Source organism: Puia sp., assembly GCF_035546395.1.
GTDB lineage: Bacteria > Bacteroidota > Bacteroidia > Chitinophagales > Chitinophagaceae > Puia.
Map to the genome: position 1 here is coordinate 589,646 of NZ_DASZXR010000014.1, position 21,898 is coordinate 611,543.

Consider the following 21,898-nt stretch of genomic DNA (forward strand, 5'->3'; position numbering starts at 1 on the left):
CGGCCGGGAGCAATGCCTACACCCGAATATAAATCTTCTTTTTATCCAATATCAATCCCACCAACCAACAGATCAGCATAAAGGTCAGCGAATAGAACAGCGAGCCGAAGGCCCCGGGGAACCAGCTTTGATAGAAGCCGCCGTTGACCCATTCCTTGAAATCCTGGCCGCCTGTTCCGGGCAGAAGATCGAGCGTTTCGGCGAGCAGCTCAGAAAGAAGATAGATAAACAGGGGGTTCTTTCCAAAGACCGCGAAGAACCCGGTCCAGTTCTTTTTTTGACGGAAATCGATGATGTAGATAAGAAAGGACAGGAGGATGAGATCGAGACCGACCGTGATGAAAACAAAGCTGTCGGTCCAAAGTTTTTTATTGACGGGAAAGAAGAAGTTGAGGACATAGGCGGCAAACAGGCAGCCGGCGCCACAAAGCAGCAGCTTCGTCAACCCTTCATAGGTCTTGCCGTGTTTGCTGATAAAGACCCCGGCGTAATACCCCGCGACGACATTGACGATGCCCGGCAGGGTGCTCAGGATTCCCTCCGGCTCGAAGGCGACGCCTTCGCCGTGGTACATATGATGTTCACCCAGCAGCCACCTATCCAGCCGATAGCCGGCATTGCCAACCATATCGAAGGGGCCGGCGCCGGGGGCATGCGCCACCGCGAGGATGACCCAATAACCGATCAGCAGCAATGCCGAGATGACCCAAACCGTCCGGGCGGAGGTAAAATAGATAAGCAGGGAGGCGACGCCATAACAAAGCGCGATGCGTTGCAGCACGCCCATGATCCGGGTGTGATCGATCGGATTCAGCGCCCAGCCGCCATCTGGGTTGTGATGAACAAAGGGGAACCAGTACATCAGGTACCCCAGCAGGAAGATCAGGAAGGTGCGCTTCAGGATCTTTGCTACGACCGCGCCGGTGGACATGCTCTCGAACTTCCTCATGGCGAAGCTCATCGCGTTGCCGACAGCGAACAGGAAGGACGGGAATACCAGGTCCGTGGGGGTAAACCCGTTCCAGTGGGCATGCTTCAAGGGAGAGAACGCGAGTTCTTCGACCCCATTGTTATTGACGATGATCATGAAGCAGATGGTCATTCCCCGGAAGATATCGAGGGGAAGGGAGCGGTTTGAGGCAGTTAATTGGGTCATTTTGCGACAAGTAGACCGGAAAATAGGGATTTTTCGGGTCTTGCAGAATTATTTTTCAGGAGCGCGCCATGGCTGGGGTAAGGTTCTCACGTTGTTCATAACGAGCCTCCCCCACTGCTTAAATCTAAAAATAAAATAACCCGGGGAATTTTGCGTTTTTATTCTACTGTGATGGCCAGAACTATAAATATCGGGTTCAGAATCCTCTTTCTTTTTCTAGCCGTGTTTACTGTCCTGGTATCGAACGCCCAACGGATAAAAAGGGTTACCCCCGGGGTCCATTTCCGGAACGGGTTGCTGAAGACCCGGCGCAATATTGCCGATGGCAGCTTTCTCCGCGACTCCTTACGAACCGCGCATTTCCAGGGACATTATTACGGGCTTATGCAGTTCGACCGCCTGCCGGATTCGAGCCTTCGGGCGGAGATGGCCAGGGACGGATTCCGGCTGTATGATTATATCGCCGATGGCAGCTATCTCGTGCAGCTGCGCGACAGCTTTTCTACGGCCGAGCTGAAGCGATATTCCGTCGGCGGGGTTTTCCGGCTGCCCCCTTCTATGAAGATCTCGCAACGGCTGCGCGAAAACGAAGCGGAATTACGCCATCCCGACCGGCTTGTCGCCGTCGCATGGTATGGCGATGTGAACGAGGAGCAGTTGCGGCGCGGAGTCCTCGCCACAGGGGCGGTGATCGAGCCGACCAGGATACAGGCGCCGCGGATGCTCTTTGTCCGCGCTCCGAACCCGCTGATCCTGGACCGGCTGGCCGCGCTTCCTTTTGTCAGCTCGCTGGCGATCCAGCCTACCAAACCAATCCCCCTGAACTATAATAACCGCGCGGCACATGGTGCAGACGCCCTTGCTTCTCCCGTGGAACGAAGGCTGTTGGGAGACGGCGTCGTGGTCGGTGTAGGCGATGACTCCGATCCCTCCACGCATATCGATTTTGCGGGCCGGCTTATCCAGCGTAACCCCGAGCCCGCAGGTTATCATGCCACCCATGTCACGGGCACGGTCGGCGGCGGGGGCATCCGCACTCCCACGTACCAGGGTATGGCTCCTCATGCGACCCTCATCAGCCAGTTCTATGACGATATCCTTCACAATAGCCAGTCCTATGTCAGCGATTATGACATGGTGCTGACCAATAATTCCTACACGTTCTATCCCGGCGGTTGCGGGTACAACGGAGAATACGATGGCCTCGCCTACTATACCGACGTCCTATCGCTGATCTACCCGCAGCTGCTGCATACTTTTGCTGCGGGAAATGACGGCGGCTATACCTGCACTCCCTACCTCAACCAGTATGCGACGGTGAAGTCGGGTTACCAGTCCGGAAAGAATATCCTCACAGTCGGCAACCTGGATGACTACAACAATTATCTTATCGATGCCAACTCGAGCTGCGGCCCCACCCTCGACGGTCGGATAAAGCCCGAGGTGACCGCGGGCGGTGACGCGATCTCTTCCACCACACCCAATAACGGCTACGGCCAGGATTGGGGAACCAGCATGGCCTCCCCCACGGTCACCGGCACCCTTGCCCTGGTCGAGCAGCGGTATCGCCAGCTGCATGGTGGTGACGCGCCCGCTATCCTGTTGAAGGCGCTGGCCTGTAATACCGCCACCGATCTCGGTAACCCGGGTCCCGACTTCAAGTATGGCTTTGGACGGTTGAACGGGCTTGCCGCGGTCAAATCGCTCGAGGCCGATCAATTTGCGTTCGGCTCCCTTGCCAACGGCGGCAATGCCACGGGCAATATCACGGTACCGGCGGGCATGGCGCAGTTAAAGGTGATGCTTTACTGGGCGGATTACCCGGCCGCGCCCTTCTCCGCCAGCACGCTGGTCAATAATCTCGATCTGACGGTGACCGAGCCTTCTTCGACGATCCATCATCCGCTGATCCTCAACCCCGACCCGGCACACGCCGGCGACGCCGCAGTGGAAGGCGTGGACAATCTCAACAATATCGAACAGGTGGTCGTCAACAACCCGACGGCCGGAAGCTTCCAGGTCAACATTTCCGGCACGAGCGTTCCCGAGGGACCGCAGCCCTATGTCCTCGTCTACCAGTTGGTACCGGCCTCGATCGTCGTGCAGTATCCGTATGGCGGAGAGACCCTGATCCCGAAGACCGATCAATACGTCCGCTGGGAAGCCAACGACGGCAGCAGTAATCCTTTTACGCTCGATTATTCCTCCGACAACGGAACCACATGGACAACCTACAGCAGCACCATTCCCGGCGATGCCCGCATGTGCTATTGGGCCACTCCACCCGTCGCCAGCAACCAGTGTCTCGTGCGTATCACGAGGAACGGCACGGGCGCCAGCGGTATGAGTTCGCACCCGTTCACGATTCTTCTTCCAGCGAATATCCTCAGCATTACCAATCCCTGTCAGGGCTATGTCCAGCTCTCCTGGACCACCAATCCCACCGTGACGAGCTATGATATCATGCAGCTGAAAGGAGATACGATGTCGGTCATCGGCAACACGACCTCTACCAGCTATCTTATCGGCAATCTCAACCGCGACAGCACATACTGGTTCGGCGTCCGCGCTATGCTGGGCACCAACCCGGGGTTGCGTTCGGCATCCTTCCCGATCACCCCTTCCGGCGGCGCCTGCGCACTAAGCGCCCTGGACAACGATTATACCGTGGATTCGCTGATCGGCCTTTCGACAGGCAGGATGTACACCTCCACAAAGTTGAGTAATGCCACGCCGATCCGCGTGGAGTTGAAAAATCTCGGTACCGTTCCATCGGGCACGCCTTTTACGATGTCCTACAGCATCAACGGCGCCGCACCGGTGAATGAGACAAACTCTGCGACCATCGCCGCCGGCGCCGCTGCCAATTATACTTTTACGCAAACGGCCGACTTCTCTGCGCCGGGGACCTATACCCTGCAGGTTTGGGCCTCCTATCCCGGCGATCCGCAACTGGGCAACGATACCCTGACAACAGTCATCAGGCAGCTCGCCAACGATCCGCTGACCCTGAACAACCACTTCACCGAAGACTTCGAGTCAGCGGCCGCGGCCGCCTATCCGTCGCCGGCCCGCGGATTTACCGGGCTCGACCGTGCGGATTTCTATGCCTCCAATGCCAACGGCCGTGCGAGGACCTTCGTCAACACCGGGATGGCGCATAGCGGTAACCGGAGCGTAACCCTGGACCAGATCCGTAACACGGGCGTCAGCACCAGCGACAGCCTGATCACCACGTTCAATCTCTCGAACTACAGCACGAGCGATCAGCTCTGGCTGGATTTCTATTACCGCAACCAGGGCAACGACTCCGTCCGGGGCGCCAACAAGGTGTGGATCCGCGGCAACGACCAGTCGGCCTGGATTCCCGTCTATATCCTCGATACGCTGGGAGCCAATATGGGCGTTTATCAACGCTCGGCGGCCATCGATATCACCGGGACCCTGACGAACGCCGTTCCCGCGCAGAGCGTGAGCAGCAGCTTCCAGGTCAAGTTCGGCGAGCAAGGCTATACATCCGCCAACAGCGTCGTCGCGGACGGAAGCCTCGACGACGGGTATATCTTCGATGACATCACACTCACGCGCGCGGCGAACGATATCGGCATGCGTAGTCTCGTCTCGCCCGATCCCGTCAGCACCTGCAGCGCATCGGCGGCTTCCGTCATCAGCGTCCGGGTACGCAATTACAGTAACGCGCCGATCTCCAATATTCCCGTCACCTATTCGGTTAACGGCGTCACGGTGACCGAGACGATCCCCGCGATAAACGCAAACGACTCGATCGTCTATAGCTTTACCCAAACGGTGGACCTTTCGGCCTACCGGGGTTATACCATCACCGCCTGGGTCCATTCTGCCGGTGACAACTATTCGAATAATGATACTCTTCCCGCGATCATCCTGCATACTACTCCGATGATCACCGCTTATCCCTATCTCGAAGGATTCGAGAACAGCGACGGTGGCTGGTATTCCGGCGGCATCAGGAGCAGCTGGCAGTGGGGTGCACCCGCAAAACAAACCATTGACAAGGCTGCCAACGGATCGAAGGGCTGGTTCACCAGCCTTGCAGGCAACTACAATGACAACGAGCAGTCCTATCTCTATTCCCCCTGCTTCGATCTCAGTGGTCTCAGCCGGCCCGTCCTCTCCTTCAGTCATATCTTCCAGACCGAAGATGACTGTGACTGTGATTTCCACTGGGCCGAATACAGCGACGATGGAGTGACCTGGACCCGGCTCGGCGCAACAGGCTCCGGTACCAACTGGTATGACAACCCGATGTTCAACGCCTGGCAGATGTCTTATACGAAATGGCATGTCAGCAGCTACGATATCCCCTCTCACGGCGCCCGGGTCCGTTTCCGGATCGTGATGAGCAGTGATCCCGGCGTCGACTACGAGGGGATCGGCATCGACGATGTCCATGTCTTTGACAAGGCAACTGTATATACGGCGCCGGCAGACAGCCTGACCCTGCCCGTGAGCGGCAATTCCTGGGTCAATTTCGATATCGGGGGCGGCCGCGTGGCAGCCATCCATCCGCATGGCCAGGACCTCGGTGCAACGACGGTAAAGGTCTTCCTGAACAATACCGGAGCTGTGCGTCACGACACGAGTCAATATTATCTCGACCGGAATATCGTGATCCAGCCCAGCACTCCCCCCGATAGCGCCGTCGATGTCCGGCTGTATTTTACCGACAGCGAGGCGGTTCGCCTGATGAATGCCACCGGCTGCAGTGCATGCACGACCATTGCCGACGCCTATCAATCCGGCGTCACCCAGTTCTCGGGGCTGGTGGCTGCACAGGAGGACAGCAGTCTCGTCAATGACAGCCTCGGGGTAACGCAATTTCACGCCCCGCATGCCGGCGTGAGCATCATCCCGAACGACAACGGCTATTACGCGGAGTACCCGGTGACCGGTTTCTCGGAGTTCTGGATAAACCCCATCGCCCCGGCCGACAGCGCTTATATCCCGGGTATCAGTCTCAGTTTCACGGCGGAGAATGCGAACGGAAATGGGCTGTTGCAGTGGAGCACCGGCGAAGCATATGGGCTGAGCCGCTTTGTCATCGAGAAGAGCGACGACAGCGTCCATTTTACGGCCCTTGATTCGATCGCAGCGGCAGCCAACGGCGGTGGCGTGCATAGCTATACATATACCGACGTGCCGTTGGATACCGGGATGAACTATTACCGGTTGCGACTGGTGCAGCAGAACGGGAGCTATGTATATTCGCCGGTCCGCAGCGTACAGGGCCCGTCGGGTGGTGTCAGTATCTGGCCGAACCCCGTCCACCGCGCGCTCATCCATGTCAATACTTCCACCAATACCCGGAGAGTCCGGCTGGTCGACATTTCCGGGAAGGTCATTTTGTCGCAGGAGCTGCGCGGCACCCTCAATACCCTGCATATTGGAGAGGTGGCAACGGGTATCTATTTCCTATGGGTCGAGATGGACAGCGGCACGACCGTACAAAAAATTCTTATAAAATAAAAAAAAGCGGCTTTTCCAGTCGCTTTTTTCGTGAAACCCCCTATCTTTGTCCACAACAATGGTAGACAATAGCATGACAACGCATTCATCCTGCACTCTGTATCTCTCCTTCGCCTGCAACAACAAGTCCTGTTGTTGCTGCTGTTGCTGTTGATCTCCAACCACCTGCACTTCCGCCCGCCACAGGCCCTTTTTTCAGGATAAACCACCACCACGATTAATGGACACCCAAATAGAGACAACACAAACGGCTACTCAATTACTCCACTCAATTAGTGGGCTAATAGAGGGGCTGCCGATCGGCGAGGCTCTCGCCCGCCTTGTCGCCCGGTTCCCGGGTCAGGTCGTCTTTTCCACCAGTTTCAGCATCGAGGACCAGGTCATTGCACATCATATCCTGTCCGCGGGGTTGCCGGTGTCCATTTTCACCCTTGACACGGGCAGGCTGTTCCCGGAGACCTATTCCGTGTGGAGCGGCACCAACGACAAATATGCGACGAAAATAAAAGCCTACTACCCTGATAGACAATTACTGGAGCGTTACCTGGACGAGAAAGGACCGAATGCCTTCTATGCTTCAGTGGAGAATCGCAAGGAGTGCTGCTATATCCGTAAGGTAGAACCGCTGAAGCGGGCGTTGAAGGGGCAGGCCGTATGGGTCACCGGGTTGCGGGCCGGGCATTCCCCCGAGCGGAAGGACCATTCGGCGCTCGAATGGGATGAAGGCAATAAGATACTGAAATATAACCCGCTGCTGCACTGGGATACCCCGGCGGTAAAAGAGTATATCGATAAGCGCGAAATTCCCTACAACCCGTTGCATGACAAGGGATTTGTCAGCATCGGATGTCAGCCCTGCACGCGGGCGATCAGGGCCGGGGAGGATTTCCGCGCCGGTCGCTGGTGGTGGGAGGACAATAGCAAAAAAGAGTGCGGTTTACACGCGTCATAAAAAATTTGTATGAGTACCAAATCGAAATACCGGTTAGATTATCTCGACCAGCTCGAGTCGGAGTCCATCCATATCTTCCGGGAAGTGGCCGGCCAGTTTGAAACACCGGCGTTGCTGTTCAGCGGCGGGAAAGACTCCATTACGCTGGTCCACCTGGCGCTGAAGGCGTTTCGTCCCGGCAAGTTCCCCTTTCCGCTGGTGCATATCGACACCGGCCATAATTTCCCCGAGGCGTTGGAATTCCGTGACCGGCTGGCGGCACAGATCGGTGAGAAGTTGATCGTAAGAAAGGTGGAAGACACCATCCGGCGGCGGCAGCTGACGGAACCTGGTGGTAAATTCTCGAGCCGGAATGCTCTCCAGGCCTATACGCTGCTGGACACGATCGAGGATTTTGGCTTCGACGCCTGTATCGGTGGCGCGCGGCGCGACGAGGAAAAAGCCCGCGCGAAGGAACGCATCTTTTCCGTTCGGGACGAGTTTGGCGGCTGGGACCCCAAAAGCCAACGACCCGAACTTTGGAACATCTATAACGGGCGTATCCGGAAGGGAGAGAATGTCCGGGTATTTCCCATCAGCAACTGGACGGAGCTGGATATCTGGAACTATATCCGCCGGGAGAAGATCGATCTGCCTTCGATCTATTTCTCGCATGAGCGGGAGGTGATCGATTATGAAGGCCAGTGGGTGGCTGTTTCGCCGTTCATCCGGCTGGATGCTTCGGACCGGGTCCAGCGCAGGCGCGTCCGGTATCGGACCGTAGGGGATATGACCTGTACCGCGGCCGTCGAATCATCCGCCTCGGTGATCGACGATATCATTCGCGAGATAACGGCCACCCGAACCTCTGAGCGCGGGGAGACGCGGATCGATGATAAGGTATCGGAGGCGGCGATGGAGGATAGAAAAAAGAATGGTTACTTCTAGTTTGGCGCCTTAGGGCTAAATACAATAAAAATGGACTTACTCAGATTTATTACAGCGGGCAGTGTAGATGACGGTAAGAGTACGCTCATCGGCCGGTTACTCTATGACAGCAAGAGCATCCTTGCGGACCAGCTGGAAGCGCTGGAAAAGCAGAGCAGGAACAAGGAGGACGGGGAGATCGATCTGGCGCTGCTGACGGATGGACTGCGCGCGGAGCGCGAGCAGGGCATCACCATCGATGTCGCTTATAAATATTTTTCGACGCCGCGGCGGAAGTTCATTATCGCGGATGCTCCGGGACATATCCAGTATACGCGGAATATGGTCACGGGGGCGTCAAACGCCGGCCTGATCATAATCCTGATCGACGCACGTAACGGTGTGGTCGAACAGACACGCCGGCATTCCATCATCGCCTCGTTGCTGAATATCCCCCATGTGGTGGTGGCCATTAATAAAATGGACCTCGTCGGCTATTCTCAGGATCGCTACAATAATATTCTTATCGACTATGCCGAGATCGCCCGGACACTCGGTTTGAAGGAAGTCACCTATGTCCCGGTCAGCGCCCTGAAGGGAGATAATATCGTGGATCATTCGGCCGCTCTTTCCTGGTACGAGGGCCCTACCCTGCTGGAGCTGTTGGAGACGGTGCGGGTGGAAGACGACGTCGATCTGGAGCGTGGCCGTTTCAGCGTACAGTATGTGATCCGGCCACAGACGGAGGAATATCACGATTACCGGGGTTACGCGGGGAAGATCACGAGCGGCATCTATCGGAAAGGGGATGTCGTAAGCATCCTGCCGGCGGGGTTGAAGAGCCGCATCCGCTCGATCGAGCTGGCCGGGAAAGAAGTGGAGGAAGCCTTCGCACCACAAAGCGTCGTGCTTCAGCTCGAGGACGATATCGATATCAGCCGGGGGGATCTTCTTGTCACCGGCGCACAGGCGCCGCGGGTAGAGCAGGAATTCGATGTCCTGCTTTGCTGGATGGACAGCAAGGCGCTGGTGCCGGGGAACAGGTATCTGCTGCAGGTAGGTAGCCGTAGTGTGCGGAGTGTCGTGCGGGAGATCGAATACCGGCTCGATGTCAACACCCTGGAAAAGCAGTCAGGGCCGGGTCAGGCCGGGCTGAACGATATCGTCAAGGCGAGGATCAGGACGGCGGCCCCTCTGCCGATCGACGGCTATAACGATCTGCCGGCAGGCGGCGGAGCCATTCTTATTGATGAAACAAGCTTTGTCACGGTAGGCGCCTGCATGGTGCAATAGCACCGGTGCACAAATAGTATGAATATACAATCCTTCCATATCGGAAAAGTGATCCTCGCCGGCGCAGGCCCCGGGGACCCGGAACTGCTGACGCTGAAGACCCTTCGTTGGCTGCAGCAGGCTGAAGTCGTTGTCGTGGACCGGCTGGTGAGCCCGGAGATGGTTTCCGGGTATGTGCGCCCCCAGGCGATCGTCATTCCCGTTGGGAAGCAATGCGGCAAAGAAGGGTCGACGCCGCAGGCGGAGATCAATGAGCTGCTGATCGCCCATGCCCTCGAAGGCCGGCTGGTGGTTCGGCTCAAGGGCGGCGATGTCTCCATCTTCTCCAATGTCCTGGATGAGCTGGAGGCGTTGACGCAAAACGGGATACCCTACGAGATCGTGCCGGGGGTCACCGCCGCGCTGGGCGCCGCTGCCTATGCGGGTATTCCGCTGACCGCAAGAGGCTATTCCACGGCCGTGCGCTTTTTGACAGGCTGCCGGCCGGTTACCGATGTTTCCTGGTGGCGTGACCTTGCCCAGACCGAAGATACGCTGGTGTTGTATATGTCCTCCGCGCCGCTGGATGAGATCGTTTCTCAATTCGTCGGGAACGGCATTGCATCCGACCGGTGGATCGCAGTGATCGAGCAGGCGACCACACCCATGCAACGGGTTCACTCCTGGCCGGTACAGGAGTACCTGGCCTCTGCCGGAGGCAGCCGGTATGCGTCACCGACGCTGGTCATCATCGGCCGCGTTGCGGCCTTGCATTCCTCCTTCCAATGGCTGGCCAACAGCCGCAGTAAGGAATTATACTTTCCCCCTATCAATAAAAATATCGCAGTATGCTGAATACGCCGAAAATGACATTGATGCAGGAGTTGATCGCGGGTTCGTCACGGGAGGAACTGATCTGGCTTTCCGGATACCTGGCAGGGGTCGTGGCGCAGAACAACGCGCCCGCGCCTGTTGCAGTTCCGTCGGCGACGCCTGCCGTTGCCGCCGCGAATCTCCCGAAGATCACCGTCGCTTACGGGACCGAGACCGGTAACTCGAAGAAGCTGGCGACCGATCTTGCGGCCCGCGCAAAAAAGAAGGGCATCCAGGCCAAACTCGTCGGCCTCGAGCAATACCGGCTGGGGGATCTGTCGAAGGAGGAATATTTTTTCGCCGTTATCAGCACCCAGGGCGACGGCGAACCGCCGGCCGCCGCGAAAAAATTCTATGATCATATCCACCAGGGGGGATTGAAGCTGGAACGATTGAAATATGGAGTGCTTGCTCTTGGCGACACTTCTTATCCGTTGTTCTGCAAAGCGGGAGAAGATGTGGACGTACAGCTCCATAAGATGGGCGGACAACGGCTTTTGTCGTTGAGGAAATTAGACACCGACTATGAAACGGAGGCCAATGCATGGATCGACTCGGTGCTGCAACAGCTGAATGGTCCGGCAGCCGCACCTGCAGCGGTGACAACGGCGGCGCCGGCGCCAAAGATCGGCGCAGGCAAGAAGACCTGGGTGGGAACCGTTCTGGCCAATATCAACCTGAACGACCGTGGAAGCGCCAAGCAGACCCATCATATCGAGATCGCAGCCGAAGACGTGGACTACCAGCCCGGCGACTCTATCGGCATCATCCCCGCCAATCCTGTTGTCCTCGTAGAGGCAATTATCGGACTCACCGGCGCGGATGCGGGCAAAAGGCTGCTTCACCGCACCGAAGAGCATCCCCTGCAACACCTGCTGCACCGGAAGCTGAATATCGTCTACCTGCCCGAACGCGTCGTCCGGAAATATGCGGGTATCGTCAAACAGGAGATCCCCGAAACGAAGATAGGCTTGCTCGATCTGCTGAAGATCTACCCGGTAAAAGATATCGATCAGTTCCATGCCGTCGTCGGCATCCTCGAACCTATTGCTCCGAGACTGTATTCCATCTCCTCATCGCCCGAGGCGCATCCCGGCGAGATCCATCTCACGGTGGCGCGGGACAACTTCTTCGTCAATGGGGATCTACGATTCGGACTCTGCTCGGATGGACTTTCGCAATTGGCCGTGGGGGACTCCGTCGAGTTCTACGTACATCGTAACACCCGGTTCCGGCTGCCCGCCGAAGACAGCGATCTGATCATGATCGGGCCGGGAACCGGCATCGCCCCTTTCCGCTCCTTCCTTGCCGAACGCGACAGCAAGGGCGCGTCGGGTAAGAACTGGCTCTTTTTCGGCGACCAGCACTTCACCACCGATTTCCTCTACCAGACCGAGATGCAGGATTGGGTAAAGACCGGTGTGCTGACGCATATCCACACCGCCTTCTCGCGCGACCAGAAGGAAAAGGTGTATGTTCAACATAAGATGCAGAAGCATTCGGCCGAGTTGTATCGTTGGTTGGAAAGCGGTGCGCATGTCTACATCTGCGGCGCCAGGGAGCCGATGAGCGTAGATGTGGAGAACACGCTGCTGAGCATCATCCAACAGGAAGGGGGAAAGAATACCACCCAGGCGGAAACCTATCTCGAAGAATTAAAAGAAGCAGGGAGGTTTGTAAAAGATGTCTACTAGTACTGAAATAAAGAGTCTATCGGCGACTGAGCGGATCAAGCAAAAAAGCGACGGGTTGCGCGGCACCCTCAAGGAAGGGCTGCGGGACGAGCTTACGGGCGCCATTGCCGAAGACGACCAGGCCCTGGTGAAGTTCCACGGGATGTACCTGCAGGATGACCGCGACCGCCGGGAAGAACGGGCGGAGAAAAAGCTCGAGCGGCTGTTTTCCTTTATGGTACGTCTGCGCATCCCCGGCGGATTCCTTACGCCCGGCCAATGGATCGCCATCCACCATGTTGCCGGCGAGTATTCCACCGGCGTCATCAAGATCACGACCCGGCAGACGATCCAACTGCATGGCATTCTGAAGAGCGTGGTCAAACCGACGATGGCGGCATTCAATGCCGTGTCGCTGGACTCGATTGCCGCCTGCGGCGACGTCAACCGGAATGTGACCAGCACGGCCAATCCGCTGCAGTCCCCCCTGCACGAACAGATACATGCCTATGCGGCGAAGATCAGCACCTTCCTGTTGCCCAAGACGCGCGCCTGGTATGAAGTATGGCTCGACGAACAGCGGATCAGCGACAAGACGGAAGAAGACGATCTGTACCAGGACCGGTATCTGCCGAGGAAGTTCAAGATCGGGATTGCCATACCGCCGAATAACGATGTCGATGTGCTGACCAACGATCTTGGGTTGATCGCCATTATCGAGGACGACCGGCTGAAGGGTTTCAATATCGCGATCGGCGGCGGCCTCGGGGCCACGCACGGAAATCCCGATACCTATCCGCGGCTGGCGAGCGTCATCGCGTTCGTACCGGTCGATGGAGGCGACGAGCGGCTCTTCAAGGCCATTTACGAGGTCGTCACCATCCAGCGCGACTATGGCAACCGCAGCGACCGGAAGCTGGCGAGATTGAAGTACACCCTCGATAAATACGGCGCCGAATGGTACCGGCAGGAGCTGGAAAAACGCGTCGGCTTCCCGCTGGAAGATCCCCGGCCTTATGTCTTCAACGACCGCACCGAGCGGTATGGCTGGCAGCAGGACCACAAGGGTCTCTGGCACTACACCCTCTTTGTGGAGAACGGCCGGGTCGTGGATGAGGCCGTGCCGCTAAAGACGGCCCTGCTGGAGGTCGCCGGGACCGGGAAGGCGAATTTCCGGTTTACGGTGAACCAGAAGATCATCGTTGCCGATGTAAAGAAGAAGGATAAGAGTGCGATCAACGGCATCCTGGAAAAGTATGGACTTACCGGGCATACGGAGATGGCCTCGGCGATCAGAAAAAATTCCATCGCCTGTGTGGCCCTTCCTACCTGCGGACTGGCGCTGGCGGAGTCGCAACGCTACCTGCCCGGCCTGATCACGCATATCGAAAGGTTGATGGCCGATCATGAACTAAGCCAGGAGGAGATCATCATCCGGATGACCGGCTGTCCCAATGGCTGCGGCCGGCCTTATGCCGCGGAGATCGGGTTCGTGGGAACGGCCCCCGGCCGCTACAACCTGTACCTCGGCGGCGACCATGAAGGAACCCGGCTCAACCGGCTGTACAAGGAGAATTTAGACGAGACGGCGATCCTCAAGGAGCTGGATCTCCTGTTTTGGTTATACAAAAAAGAAAGAATAATTGGCGAACGGTTCGGGGACTTCGCCCTGCGCCAGCGCTGGTTCAAGTCCTGAATGTAACACAGCCCGGCGCAAGCCGGGCTTAATTAAACTCAATTACTCTACTAAATTAATAGACTAATATGCTTATGCAACGTTTTTTCATTCTGACCGTATGCTTTCTCGCGGCAGCGGTTGTTGGCCGGGCCCAGGACCCCTACATCATTTCCGGGAAGATCTATGACTCCAGCGCGCATGCCCTACTGGCTTCCGCGTCGGTCAGGATCAAAGGGACGTCCATCGGGACTGTTTCGGCCGAAGACGGCAGCTTCCATCTGAAGACCAACCGGAAACCGCCGCTGACGCTTGTCGTCACCTCGGTGGGGTATAAGGCGCAGGAGTTCGAGGTCACGCAGAACGAAGGTGTCTCGATCAGCCTGAATACCCGTACGGTGCTGGTCGACCAGGTCGTCGTCACCGCGTCCCGGGTGTCGGAGAGCATCCTACGCAGTCCCGTTACCATCGAAAAGCTGGATGTCCAGTCGATCAGGGCCAGCCCCGCGCCCACCTTCTATGACGCGCTGACCAATGTCAAGGGAGTGCAGATGACCACCCTAAGCCTTGGCTACCAGGTGCCCAATACCCGCGGCTTTGCAGGCACGACCAACTCCCGCTTTTTACAGATGGTCGACGGCATCGACAATATCTCGCCGGGAATCGGCGCCCCGGTGGCGAATGCGGTGGGTCCGACCGAGCTGGACATCGAAAGCGTGGAGCTGATCCCCGGCGCCGCCTCGGCGATCTACGGATTGAACGCCATTAACGGCATCGCCAATCTGAAGACCAAGTCCCCGTTTCAATACGAAGGGCTGAGCGTCTATTGGAAGGAGGGCGTCAATCACGTCAACGATCCCGATCATGGCGCGGCATTGTATTCCGAGTATGCGATCCGTTGGGCCAGGGCGCTGACCCCGAAATGGGCCTTCAAGATCAATGCGGCCCATTCGCAGGGCATCGACTGGATCGCCAACAACCGGCATGACCAGTACTTTGACGTCGGTAACAAGACGAATGCCCCCGTTGCCGCCGCCAACCCCGGTGCGGATCTGATCAACCGGTACGGCGACGAATACAACAGCGATCTGAAGACCCTGACCCTCGCGGGGAAGAAATACGATGTATCCCGCACGGGTTATCTCGAAAAGGATCTCACCGACTATGCCGTCGGCAACAGCAAGGTCGATGCTTCGCTGCATTATAAACCCAACTCCACTACCGAGCTGTCTTACACCTACCGGACCGGCTGGGTGACCAATAATTATCAGCGGGGCAACCGGGTCCGGCTCGACGGGGAACATATCCAGCAACATGCGATCGACATAAAGTCCCGGGACTTCTCGCTCAAAGGCTACTACACTTCCGAGAATACCGGCAACAACTCCTTCAATTTCCGGCCCCTGGGTGAGAACATCGATATGGCGTTCAAGAAGTCCCCACAGTGGTGGAACGACTATACGACGGGGTTCAACAACGCGTACAACACTTCCGGACTTGCGACCTATCACGATGTGAATTCGTCGCTGGCAGCGGCCCGAACCTTTGCCGACGCCGGCCGCTTTCAACCCGGAACGAAGGCGTTCGACAGCGTCCGCAATAAGATCATCCACACCAACAACTGGGACACCGTGGGCGCGCAGATGTTGCTGAAATCCGCCTTTGCCCATGTCGAGGGTCAATACGACTGGTCCCGGCTCATTCCCTTCGTACAGATCCTGACCGGGGCCAATTACCGCAATTATATCGTCACCCCCGACGGGAACAACTATGTAAATCCGGGAGCCTGGAGTGATCCCAAGCGCTCTACCGACAAATTCCATTACTACACCTGGGGCGCGTTTGTACAGGCGACCAAACAGTTGTTCGACGAAAAGCTCAAGATCGTCGCCTCTGTCCGCATGGACAAGACCCAGTATTTCGATCCCAAATGGAACCCCCGGATCGCGGTGGTCTATTCTCCAACGGTGCAGCATAATTTCCGGGCCTCCTTCCAGAACGGCTACCGCTTCCCCACCCTGTTCGAAGGTTTTGCCTACGTCAACAACGGCGGCGTCCGCCGGCTGGGCGGTGTGCCGATCATTAGCCGCCATCTGAATGCATTCGAGAATTCCTATATCAACAGTTCGGTGACCGCTTTCAAGAACGCCGTCAATGCCGATATCAACACCGGCGGGCTGACGCAAAGCGCTGCGATACAGAAAGAGGCCGGCGTGCTGGTTCAAAGCACCTACGACTATATCCAGCCCGAGCATATCAACTCGTTCGAAGCGGGTTATAAGGGCATCCTGTTCGACAACAAGCTGTTCGTGGACGTCGACTATTATTTCAGCTCCTACGATCATTTCATCGGTCAACTGGATATCACGCAGCCCAAAACGGGTACGATCAACGGGGTCGACGCCGCCGCGGCCACCCAGGTGTATAACGGGTCGGTGACGAAATACAAGATGTGGACCAATTCGAAGAGCCGCGTCACCAACCAGGGGTTGGAGATCGGGTTCAAATATAATTTCTATAAGAAGTTCGTCCTGACCGGCAACGCCAGCTACGCGGCGATCGTGAGCTCGGAGTCCACCGACGCCTTTTCCCCGGCCTTCAACACGCCGTCGTGGATCACCAACCTATCCATCGGCAATCGCGAGATCCTGCCCAATACGGGTTTCACGGTCGGCTGGCACTGGCAGAGCCGGTTCTACTGGAACAGCCCGCTCTCCGCAGGCGAAGTGCCTGCATACGGAAGCATGGATGCGCAGGTGAACTATCATATCCCCGGTTTGTTTAGTACACTAAAATTGGGGGCTACTGATCTGCTCAATACTCGATATTATCAGTATCTTGGGGGGCCGACCATCGGCGCCTTCTATTATTTCAGCGTCGTATTCGATACCAATCCGAGGAAGTAATTCATGAGTGAAGTCATCATTGATCGAGGAAATACCCTGTTCCCTGTATTTGTAAAACTGGAACAGCTGCGATTGCTGATCGTGGGCGGGGGCAAGGTGGGCCTCGAAAAATTGCAGGCTGTTCTGCAAAATTCGCCCTCCACTTCGATCACTGTCGTTGCGCCGGATATCTCCGCCGCCGTGCGCGATCTGGCGGCCAGGCATTCCAATATCCTGCTGCTGGAACGTCCCTATCATCGCTGCGATCTGGAAAGCGCCGACATCGCCATCGTGGCTGTGAATGACCGCTCCGTCAGCGAGACGATCGCTCGCGATGCGAAAGAAGCGGGTATTCTCGTCAATGTGGCGGATACGCCCGACCTCTGTGACTTTTATCTCAGCTCGGTGATCAGAAAGGGGAACCTGAAGATCGCGATCTCCACGAACGGCAAATCGCCGACCATCGCCAAGCGGCTGAAGGAAGAACTGGGTGGCATGATCCCCGACGAGATGGAGAGCGTGTTGAACAATATGCAGACTATCCGGCAACAGCTCAACGGCGACTTTCCCGAGAAGGTCCGCAAGCTCAACGAGCTGACCAAGGTGCTTGTGGCCAAACAGGCGACGCCCGCGATCACCCCGCGGCAAAAAAGCTGGCAGCAGGTGGTCAAATGGTGTCTCTTCGCCTTTTGCTTTATGATCATCGGGCACGGCATCCTTTCCTATATTCCCTTTGGGGGGCTGATCGAATTCTTTCGCAGGCTGCCTGAGCGCTTCGACGTGAACGGATTCCTGATCATGGCCCTGGCGGGTTTTCTTGCGCAGATGGTCGACGGGTCGATGGGACTCGGCTACGGGACGATCTCTACGACCTTTTTACTCGCCTACGGCGTACCGCCCGCGATCGTCAGCAGCCGCGTACACTCGGCAAGGGTCTTCTCCAGCGGAGTCTCCGGGTATAGCCACCACCGGTTCGGCAACATCAACAAAAAACTGTTTCGCGCTATCGTGGTCCCGGGGATCATCGGCGCGGTGCTTGGCGCGACCATGGCCTATTTCGGTCAGACCTACACGAAATATGTGCGTGTCCCGCTTTCGATGTATACCATCTACCTGGGATATTATATTTTGAGAAAGGCCTTTGCCCGGCGCAACCCGAAAGACAAGGTGAGGCAGGCAGGCTGGCTGGCCTCCGTCGGGGGATTCACGGACGCTTTTGCCGGCGGCGGCTGGGGGACTCTGGTGACCAGCACCCTCATCTCCAAGCGGCGCAACCCGCGTTATGTCATCGGTTCGGTCTGCCTGGCGGAATTCTTCGTCGTATTGGCCAGCTCCATTACCTTTTTTATCCTGCTGGAGAGTATCCCGCTGCTGGATGTCGCCGGGATGATCCTCGGCGGGATCATTGCCGCGCCGATCGCCGCGAGGCTGGCGGGCAAGCTGCCGGTGAAGACGATGTTCATCGCCGTGGGCGCGCTGGTGATCCTCACCAGCTGCAATACGCTTTGGAAGGCGATCCTACAGGTGCTTCATAACTGACGGACGCATCAGGCGACCAGCAAACTGCATCCTCTTATATCGCTGTTGTCCACGCGGCCGGCAACCTCGAAGCGGCCGTCCGGGCGGATGCGCCCGACATCGTCGGTGGCCAGGAAGGCGCAGGACCATTGATTGGCAAGGTCGATGATGTTGAAGATGCCCTCCCCTTCCGGCCGGACTTCCAGCGGGTCGTCCTCGGCGCGTACCAGCATCCGCATCCAGGGCGGGCAGGTGAACAATCCCTGGCCCGCGGAATACGCCTGGGACAGCAGCTCGGTCATGCCGTATTCGGCGTGGATGGCATCGACGCCCAGCCGGCTTGCCAGGAATGCGTGGAGTTCAGGCCGGGTCAGCTCGCGCCGGCGCCCCTTCATGCCGCCGGTCTCCATAATGACCGTGTTTCGCAGGGAAAGTGAATAATTCTCGGCAAAATCCAGCAGGCCAAAAGTCACACCGATCAGCAGGGTCTTTTGTCCCTTTGCCTCCAGCTGCTGCAGAACCCGGTACAGCGTCTCGTGCTCATAGAGGTAGAACCCGCTTTGCGCATGGCCGCTGCCTTTTATCAGGTCGTCCACCATCACCACCAGCGAGCTGCTCGAACGTTCCAGGTAGGACGGAAGCAACCCAATAACACACCAATCCGTTACTGTACCATAGAAGTGGGTAAATGCTGTCCGGAAGCTCTGCCGGTAGAGGTCAAGGTCCTTTATTTCGTGGCGGCTGGAGACCATCCCCGTGGTTCCGCTGCTGGTGAAGACGGTCTCGGGGACAAAATCGGTGGTCTTAACCGCATCGGTCTTGAAAAAGCTAACCGGAAGAAAGGGGATCTCCTCCAGCCGGGCGACGCCTGCCGGGTTCACGCCCAGGGTGTCGGTGTACCGGCGGTAGAGGGGATTATGCTCGTACTGGAACCGGAAAAGGTCGAGGGCCCGGGGTATGAAATCACTGGCATTCAAATTGTTAAAAAGTTCCAAATGCACCCTGCAAAATTACTCCCTTTTAGTTAAACTTGCATTTAAATCGCTCAACATGAAGTCAGGCCATCTCCTGGTATGCACATTGTCCTTGACCCTGATCGTCGGCATAGGCTGTGGTAAGAGTTCCAATTCCAAGCCCAAGCTGGCCCTCGAATCCATCAACCAGGTGGTTGGCCATGATGATTCGATGCGGGCGATGTTCAAGCTGAGCAACGCCAGGAACCTAAGCAACGGTCTTTTTGTAGCCATCCGTAACCGTATCAATCAAGTGCCCTTCCCGGTGACCGATTCGGTCGGCCTCGACACTTTCCCGGTGCAGATCCCCAATTTCAACGGCAGCGCCACCGGCGAATTGCGGTTCGCACTTCCGTCACAGGGATTTCTTAGCGAGTCGGGGAATCTGCACATGAACGATACACTCATCTACAAATTCTACGCAATTACCACCAACAACGATACCAGCAATACGATCACCTCGCCGCAGATCGTTATCCTAAATCCGTAACTTCGGGACGTGTTTAGAACGATCGTCGATTATTTCATATTCAGCAGCCTCTATATTGCCATTTGCGCCGTTCTGATGGTCTGGCAAACGACCTGGCTGTTGTTGGGAGTGGCGCCGCCGGGCAGGCTCCTCGGATTCGTTTTCTTCGCCACCATCTGCAGCTATAACTTCCATTGGTACCTCACCCCGAAAGGCATCGGTCCTTCGCACCGCGTACAATGGACGCACCGGCACAAAGCCCTGCATTTCATACTTTACCTCGTAGGGATCGTCGGTTCGGCCGTCTATTTCTTCTATCTCTCGCATTTTTTCATCGCCCTCTGCATTGCCGCCTTCCTCACCTTCCTGTATTCGGCGCCCAAGCTACCCTGGCGGACCTTTCAGCTGTTGCAAAAGATCGCCGTGGGCAAGACTCTTTTTCTCACCTTCGTCTGGGTCTACGTGACAACCGTGCTTCCCCTGATCGTCACCGGTACCCCCTGGCATCCTTCTTTCTATTGGTTCACGGCCAGCCGGTTGTTCCTCATCTACGGTATCTGCATAATCTTCGACTACCGGGACCGGCAGGACGACAGGACCGAAGGTATTCGTAGCCTTATTACCCTGCTGAGCGAGCGAGGGATCGACTGGTTGTTTGGGACGGCCATGGGCGGTTTCTTTCTCAGCACCCTCGTTCTCGCCTTCTACCGTTTTCCCGCCTATTACGTCTTTCTGCTATTGATCCCCGGGGGCATAACCAGCGCCTTGTACCGGGAGGCCAAACGGAACTTCTCGGACGATCTTTATTATATCGTATTGGACGGCCTGATGATGTTTTCCGGGCTGCTGATGTTCATTTTTAGGATTTAAGTACATTTGCGCATGGCAAAAACTGTGAAAAGCGGAACAACGGGATCTATTCTCACGCCCAAATCCTGGGATTTTCTCAAAAAATATATCGACAACCCCTCTCCGGTGGGTTTTGAAAGCAGCGGCCAGAGGCTCTGGCTGGACTATCTGAAGCCTTATGTGGACACGCATCTTACCGACCCTTATGGGACGGCGGTAGGCATCGTCAATCCCGACTCGCCGTTCAAGGTGGTCATCGAAGCGCACGCGGACGAGATCAGCTGGTTCGTCAACTATATCACCAAGGAAGGCCTGATCTATCTGAAACGCAACGGCGGCGTCGATCACCAGATCGCTCCCGGCATGCGGGTCTTTATCCATGGGAAGAAAGGGACCGTGCCCGCCGTCTTCGGCTGGCCGGCCATCCATACCCGCATCGCCAACCCCGATTCCAAGGAGCCAACGCCAAAAGTGGAGAGTCTCTTCCTCGATACGGGCGCGCGGACCAAAGAAGAGGTGGAGGGGCTCGGTGTTCATATCGGTTCCGTCGTCACCTACCAGGACGGCTATGCGGAACTGGCCCACGACTACCTGATCGGCCGCGCCTTCGACAACCGCATCGGCGGGTTTATGATTGCCGAGGTAGCGCGGCTGTTACGCGAGAATAAGAAAAAACTGCCCTTCGGGCTCTATGTCGTAAATGCCGTGCAGGAGGAAGTGGGCCTTCGCGGAGCGGAGATGATCGCCCGTCGGCTGAAGCCCAACATCGCGATCATCACCGATGTCACCCATGATACGACCACGCCGATGATCAACAAGAACATCGAAGGCGAGATCGCCTGTGGGAAGGGCCCTTCCCTCGCCTTTGGTCCGGCAGTGCACAATAAGCTGCTGGCCATCGTACAGGATACCGCCGAAAAGCATGATATCCCGGCCCAGATGCGCGCCGTATCGCGGAGCACGGGCACCGATACGGACTCGTTCGCCTATGCCAATGACGGCTGTCCCTCTGTGTTGATCTCCATCCCCCTGCGCTATATGCATACGACGGTGGAGATGCTGCACAAGCGGGACGTCGAGCAGACGATCCGGCTGATGTATGAAACTTTGCTTACCTTGACTCCTAAAACCAATCTGAGTTACCTGTAAAAT

14 protein-coding genes are annotated in these 21,898 nt (G+C 56.9%); 12 read left to right on the forward strand and 2 right to left on the reverse strand.

Annotated elements, in window-relative coordinates:
* Window positions 1-16: 16 nt before the first annotated feature.
* Complete coding sequence (locus tag VHE34_RS15215) at window positions 17-1,156, reverse strand: DUF5009 domain-containing protein (protein ID WP_325589399.1); 1,140 nt, start codon at window positions 1,154-1,156, stop codon at window positions 17-19.
* Window positions 1,157-1,327: 171 nt separating this feature from the next.
* On the opposite strand from VHE34_RS15215, the gene VHE34_RS15220 reads away from it, so the two are divergent.
* The 9 genes from VHE34_RS15220 to VHE34_RS15260 all read left to right on the forward strand — a co-directional run bounded on the left by VHE34_RS15220 (window position 1,328) and on the right by VHE34_RS15260 (window position 18,436).
* Entirely contained in the window at window positions 1,328-6,661 is a 5,334-nt protein-coding gene (locus VHE34_RS15220) for a S8 family serine peptidase (RefSeq protein ID WP_325589401.1), read from the forward strand.
* A 220-nt stretch (window positions 6,662-6,881) separates the two neighbouring features.
* Window positions 6,882-7,613, forward strand: a complete 732-nt coding sequence (locus tag VHE34_RS15225; protein ID WP_325589403.1) for a phosphoadenylyl-sulfate reductase — start codon at window positions 6,882-6,884, stop codon at window positions 7,611-7,613.
* Window positions 7,614-7,622: 9 nt separating this feature from the next.
* Entirely contained in the window at window positions 7,623-8,540 is a 918-nt protein-coding gene (gene cysD / locus VHE34_RS15230) for a sulfate adenylyltransferase subunit CysD (protein ID WP_325589406.1), read from the forward strand.
* 30 nt (window positions 8,541-8,570) lie between these two features.
* Window positions 8,571-9,812, forward strand: coding sequence for a sulfate adenylyltransferase subunit 1 (locus VHE34_RS15235; RefSeq protein ID WP_325589408.1), 1,242 nt, complete (start codon window positions 8,571-8,573; stop codon window positions 9,810-9,812).
* Window positions 9,813-9,830: 18 nt separating this feature from the next.
* On the forward strand, window positions 9,831-10,646 hold the full coding sequence (cobA, locus tag VHE34_RS15240) for a uroporphyrinogen-III C-methyltransferase (protein ID WP_325589410.1): 816 nt from the start codon (window positions 9,831-9,833) through the stop codon (window positions 10,644-10,646).
* Complete coding sequence (locus VHE34_RS15245; protein WP_325589412.1) at window positions 10,640-12,358, forward strand: diflavin oxidoreductase; 1,719 nt, start codon at window positions 10,640-10,642, stop codon at window positions 12,356-12,358. Before cobA ends, VHE34_RS15245 begins: the two co-directional genes overlap by 7 nt.
* Window positions 12,348-14,033 carry an NADPH-dependent assimilatory sulfite reductase hemoprotein subunit gene (locus VHE34_RS15250; RefSeq protein WP_325589414.1) on the forward strand — a complete coding sequence of 562 codons (1,686 nt, stop codon included), beginning with the start codon at window positions 12,348-12,350 and terminating at the stop codon, window positions 14,031-14,033. The genes VHE34_RS15245 and VHE34_RS15250 overlap by 11 nt, the downstream gene beginning before the upstream one ends.
* A 74-nt stretch (window positions 14,034-14,107) precedes the next feature.
* Window positions 14,108-16,918, forward strand: a complete 2,811-nt coding sequence (locus VHE34_RS15255; RefSeq protein ID WP_325589416.1) for a TonB-dependent receptor — start codon at window positions 14,108-14,110, stop codon at window positions 16,916-16,918.
* A 3-nt stretch (window positions 16,919-16,921) separates the two neighbouring features.
* On the forward strand, window positions 16,922-18,436 hold the full coding sequence (locus VHE34_RS15260; protein WP_325589418.1) for a TSUP family transporter: 1,515 nt from the start codon (window positions 16,922-16,924) through the stop codon (window positions 18,434-18,436).
* 8 nt (window positions 18,437-18,444) lie between these two features.
* Here VHE34_RS15260 and VHE34_RS15265 read toward each other — a convergent pair whose 3' ends face one another.
* Entirely contained in the window at window positions 18,445-19,416 is a 972-nt protein-coding gene (locus tag VHE34_RS15265; RefSeq protein ID WP_325589420.1) for an acyl transferase, read from the reverse strand.
* A gap of 49 nt (window positions 19,417-19,465) precedes the next feature.
* Here VHE34_RS15265 and VHE34_RS15270 point away from each other — a divergent pair, with 49 nt between their 5' ends.
* The 3 genes from VHE34_RS15270 to VHE34_RS15280 are packed head-to-tail and all read left to right on the forward strand — an operon-like array spanning window position 19,466 to window position 21,895.
* Complete coding sequence (locus VHE34_RS15270) at window positions 19,466-19,918, forward strand: hypothetical protein (protein WP_325589422.1); 453 nt, start codon at window positions 19,466-19,468, stop codon at window positions 19,916-19,918.
* A gap of 9 nt (window positions 19,919-19,927) precedes the next feature.
* On the forward strand, window positions 19,928-20,767 hold the full coding sequence (locus VHE34_RS15275) for a UbiA family prenyltransferase (protein ID WP_325589424.1): 840 nt from the start codon (window positions 19,928-19,930) through the stop codon (window positions 20,765-20,767).
* Between the two features lie 24 nt (window positions 20,768-20,791).
* Window positions 20,792-21,895 carry a M42 family metallopeptidase gene (locus VHE34_RS15280; RefSeq protein WP_325589426.1) on the forward strand — a complete coding sequence of 368 codons (1,104 nt, stop codon included), beginning with the start codon at window positions 20,792-20,794 and terminating at the stop codon, window positions 21,893-21,895.
* Window positions 21,896-21,898: the final 3 nt, after the last annotated feature.

Excerpts from the sequence above, each read along its gene's own strand:
- VHE34_RS15215 (WP_325589399.1), bottom strand. The coding sequence starts at position 1,156 with ATGACCCAATTAACTGCCTCAAACCGCTCCCTTCCCCTCGATATCTTC.
- VHE34_RS15220 (WP_325589401.1), top strand. The coding sequence starts at position 1,328 with ATGGCCAGAACTATAAATATCGGGTTCAGAATCCTCTTTCTTTTTCTA.
- VHE34_RS15225 (WP_325589403.1), top strand. The coding sequence starts at position 6,882 with ATGGACACCCAAATAGAGACAACACAAACGGCTACTCAATTACTCCAC.
- cysD (WP_325589406.1), top strand. The coding sequence starts at position 7,623 with ATGAGTACCAAATCGAAATACCGGTTAGATTATCTCGACCAGCTCGAG.
- VHE34_RS15235 (WP_325589408.1), top strand. The coding sequence starts at position 8,571 with ATGGACTTACTCAGATTTATTACAGCGGGCAGTGTAGATGACGGTAAG.
- cobA (WP_325589410.1), top strand. The coding sequence starts at position 9,831 with ATGAATATACAATCCTTCCATATCGGAAAAGTGATCCTCGCCGGCGCA.
- VHE34_RS15245 (WP_325589412.1), top strand. The coding sequence starts at position 10,640 with ATGCTGAATACGCCGAAAATGACATTGATGCAGGAGTTGATCGCGGGT.
- VHE34_RS15250 (WP_325589414.1), top strand. The coding sequence starts at position 12,348 with ATGTCTACTAGTACTGAAATAAAGAGTCTATCGGCGACTGAGCGGATC.
- VHE34_RS15255 (WP_325589416.1), top strand. The coding sequence starts at position 14,108 with ATGCAACGTTTTTTCATTCTGACCGTATGCTTTCTCGCGGCAGCGGTT.
- VHE34_RS15260 (WP_325589418.1), top strand. The coding sequence starts at position 16,922 with ATGAGTGAAGTCATCATTGATCGAGGAAATACCCTGTTCCCTGTATTT.
- VHE34_RS15270 (WP_325589422.1), top strand. The coding sequence starts at position 19,466 with ATGAAGTCAGGCCATCTCCTGGTATGCACATTGTCCTTGACCCTGATC.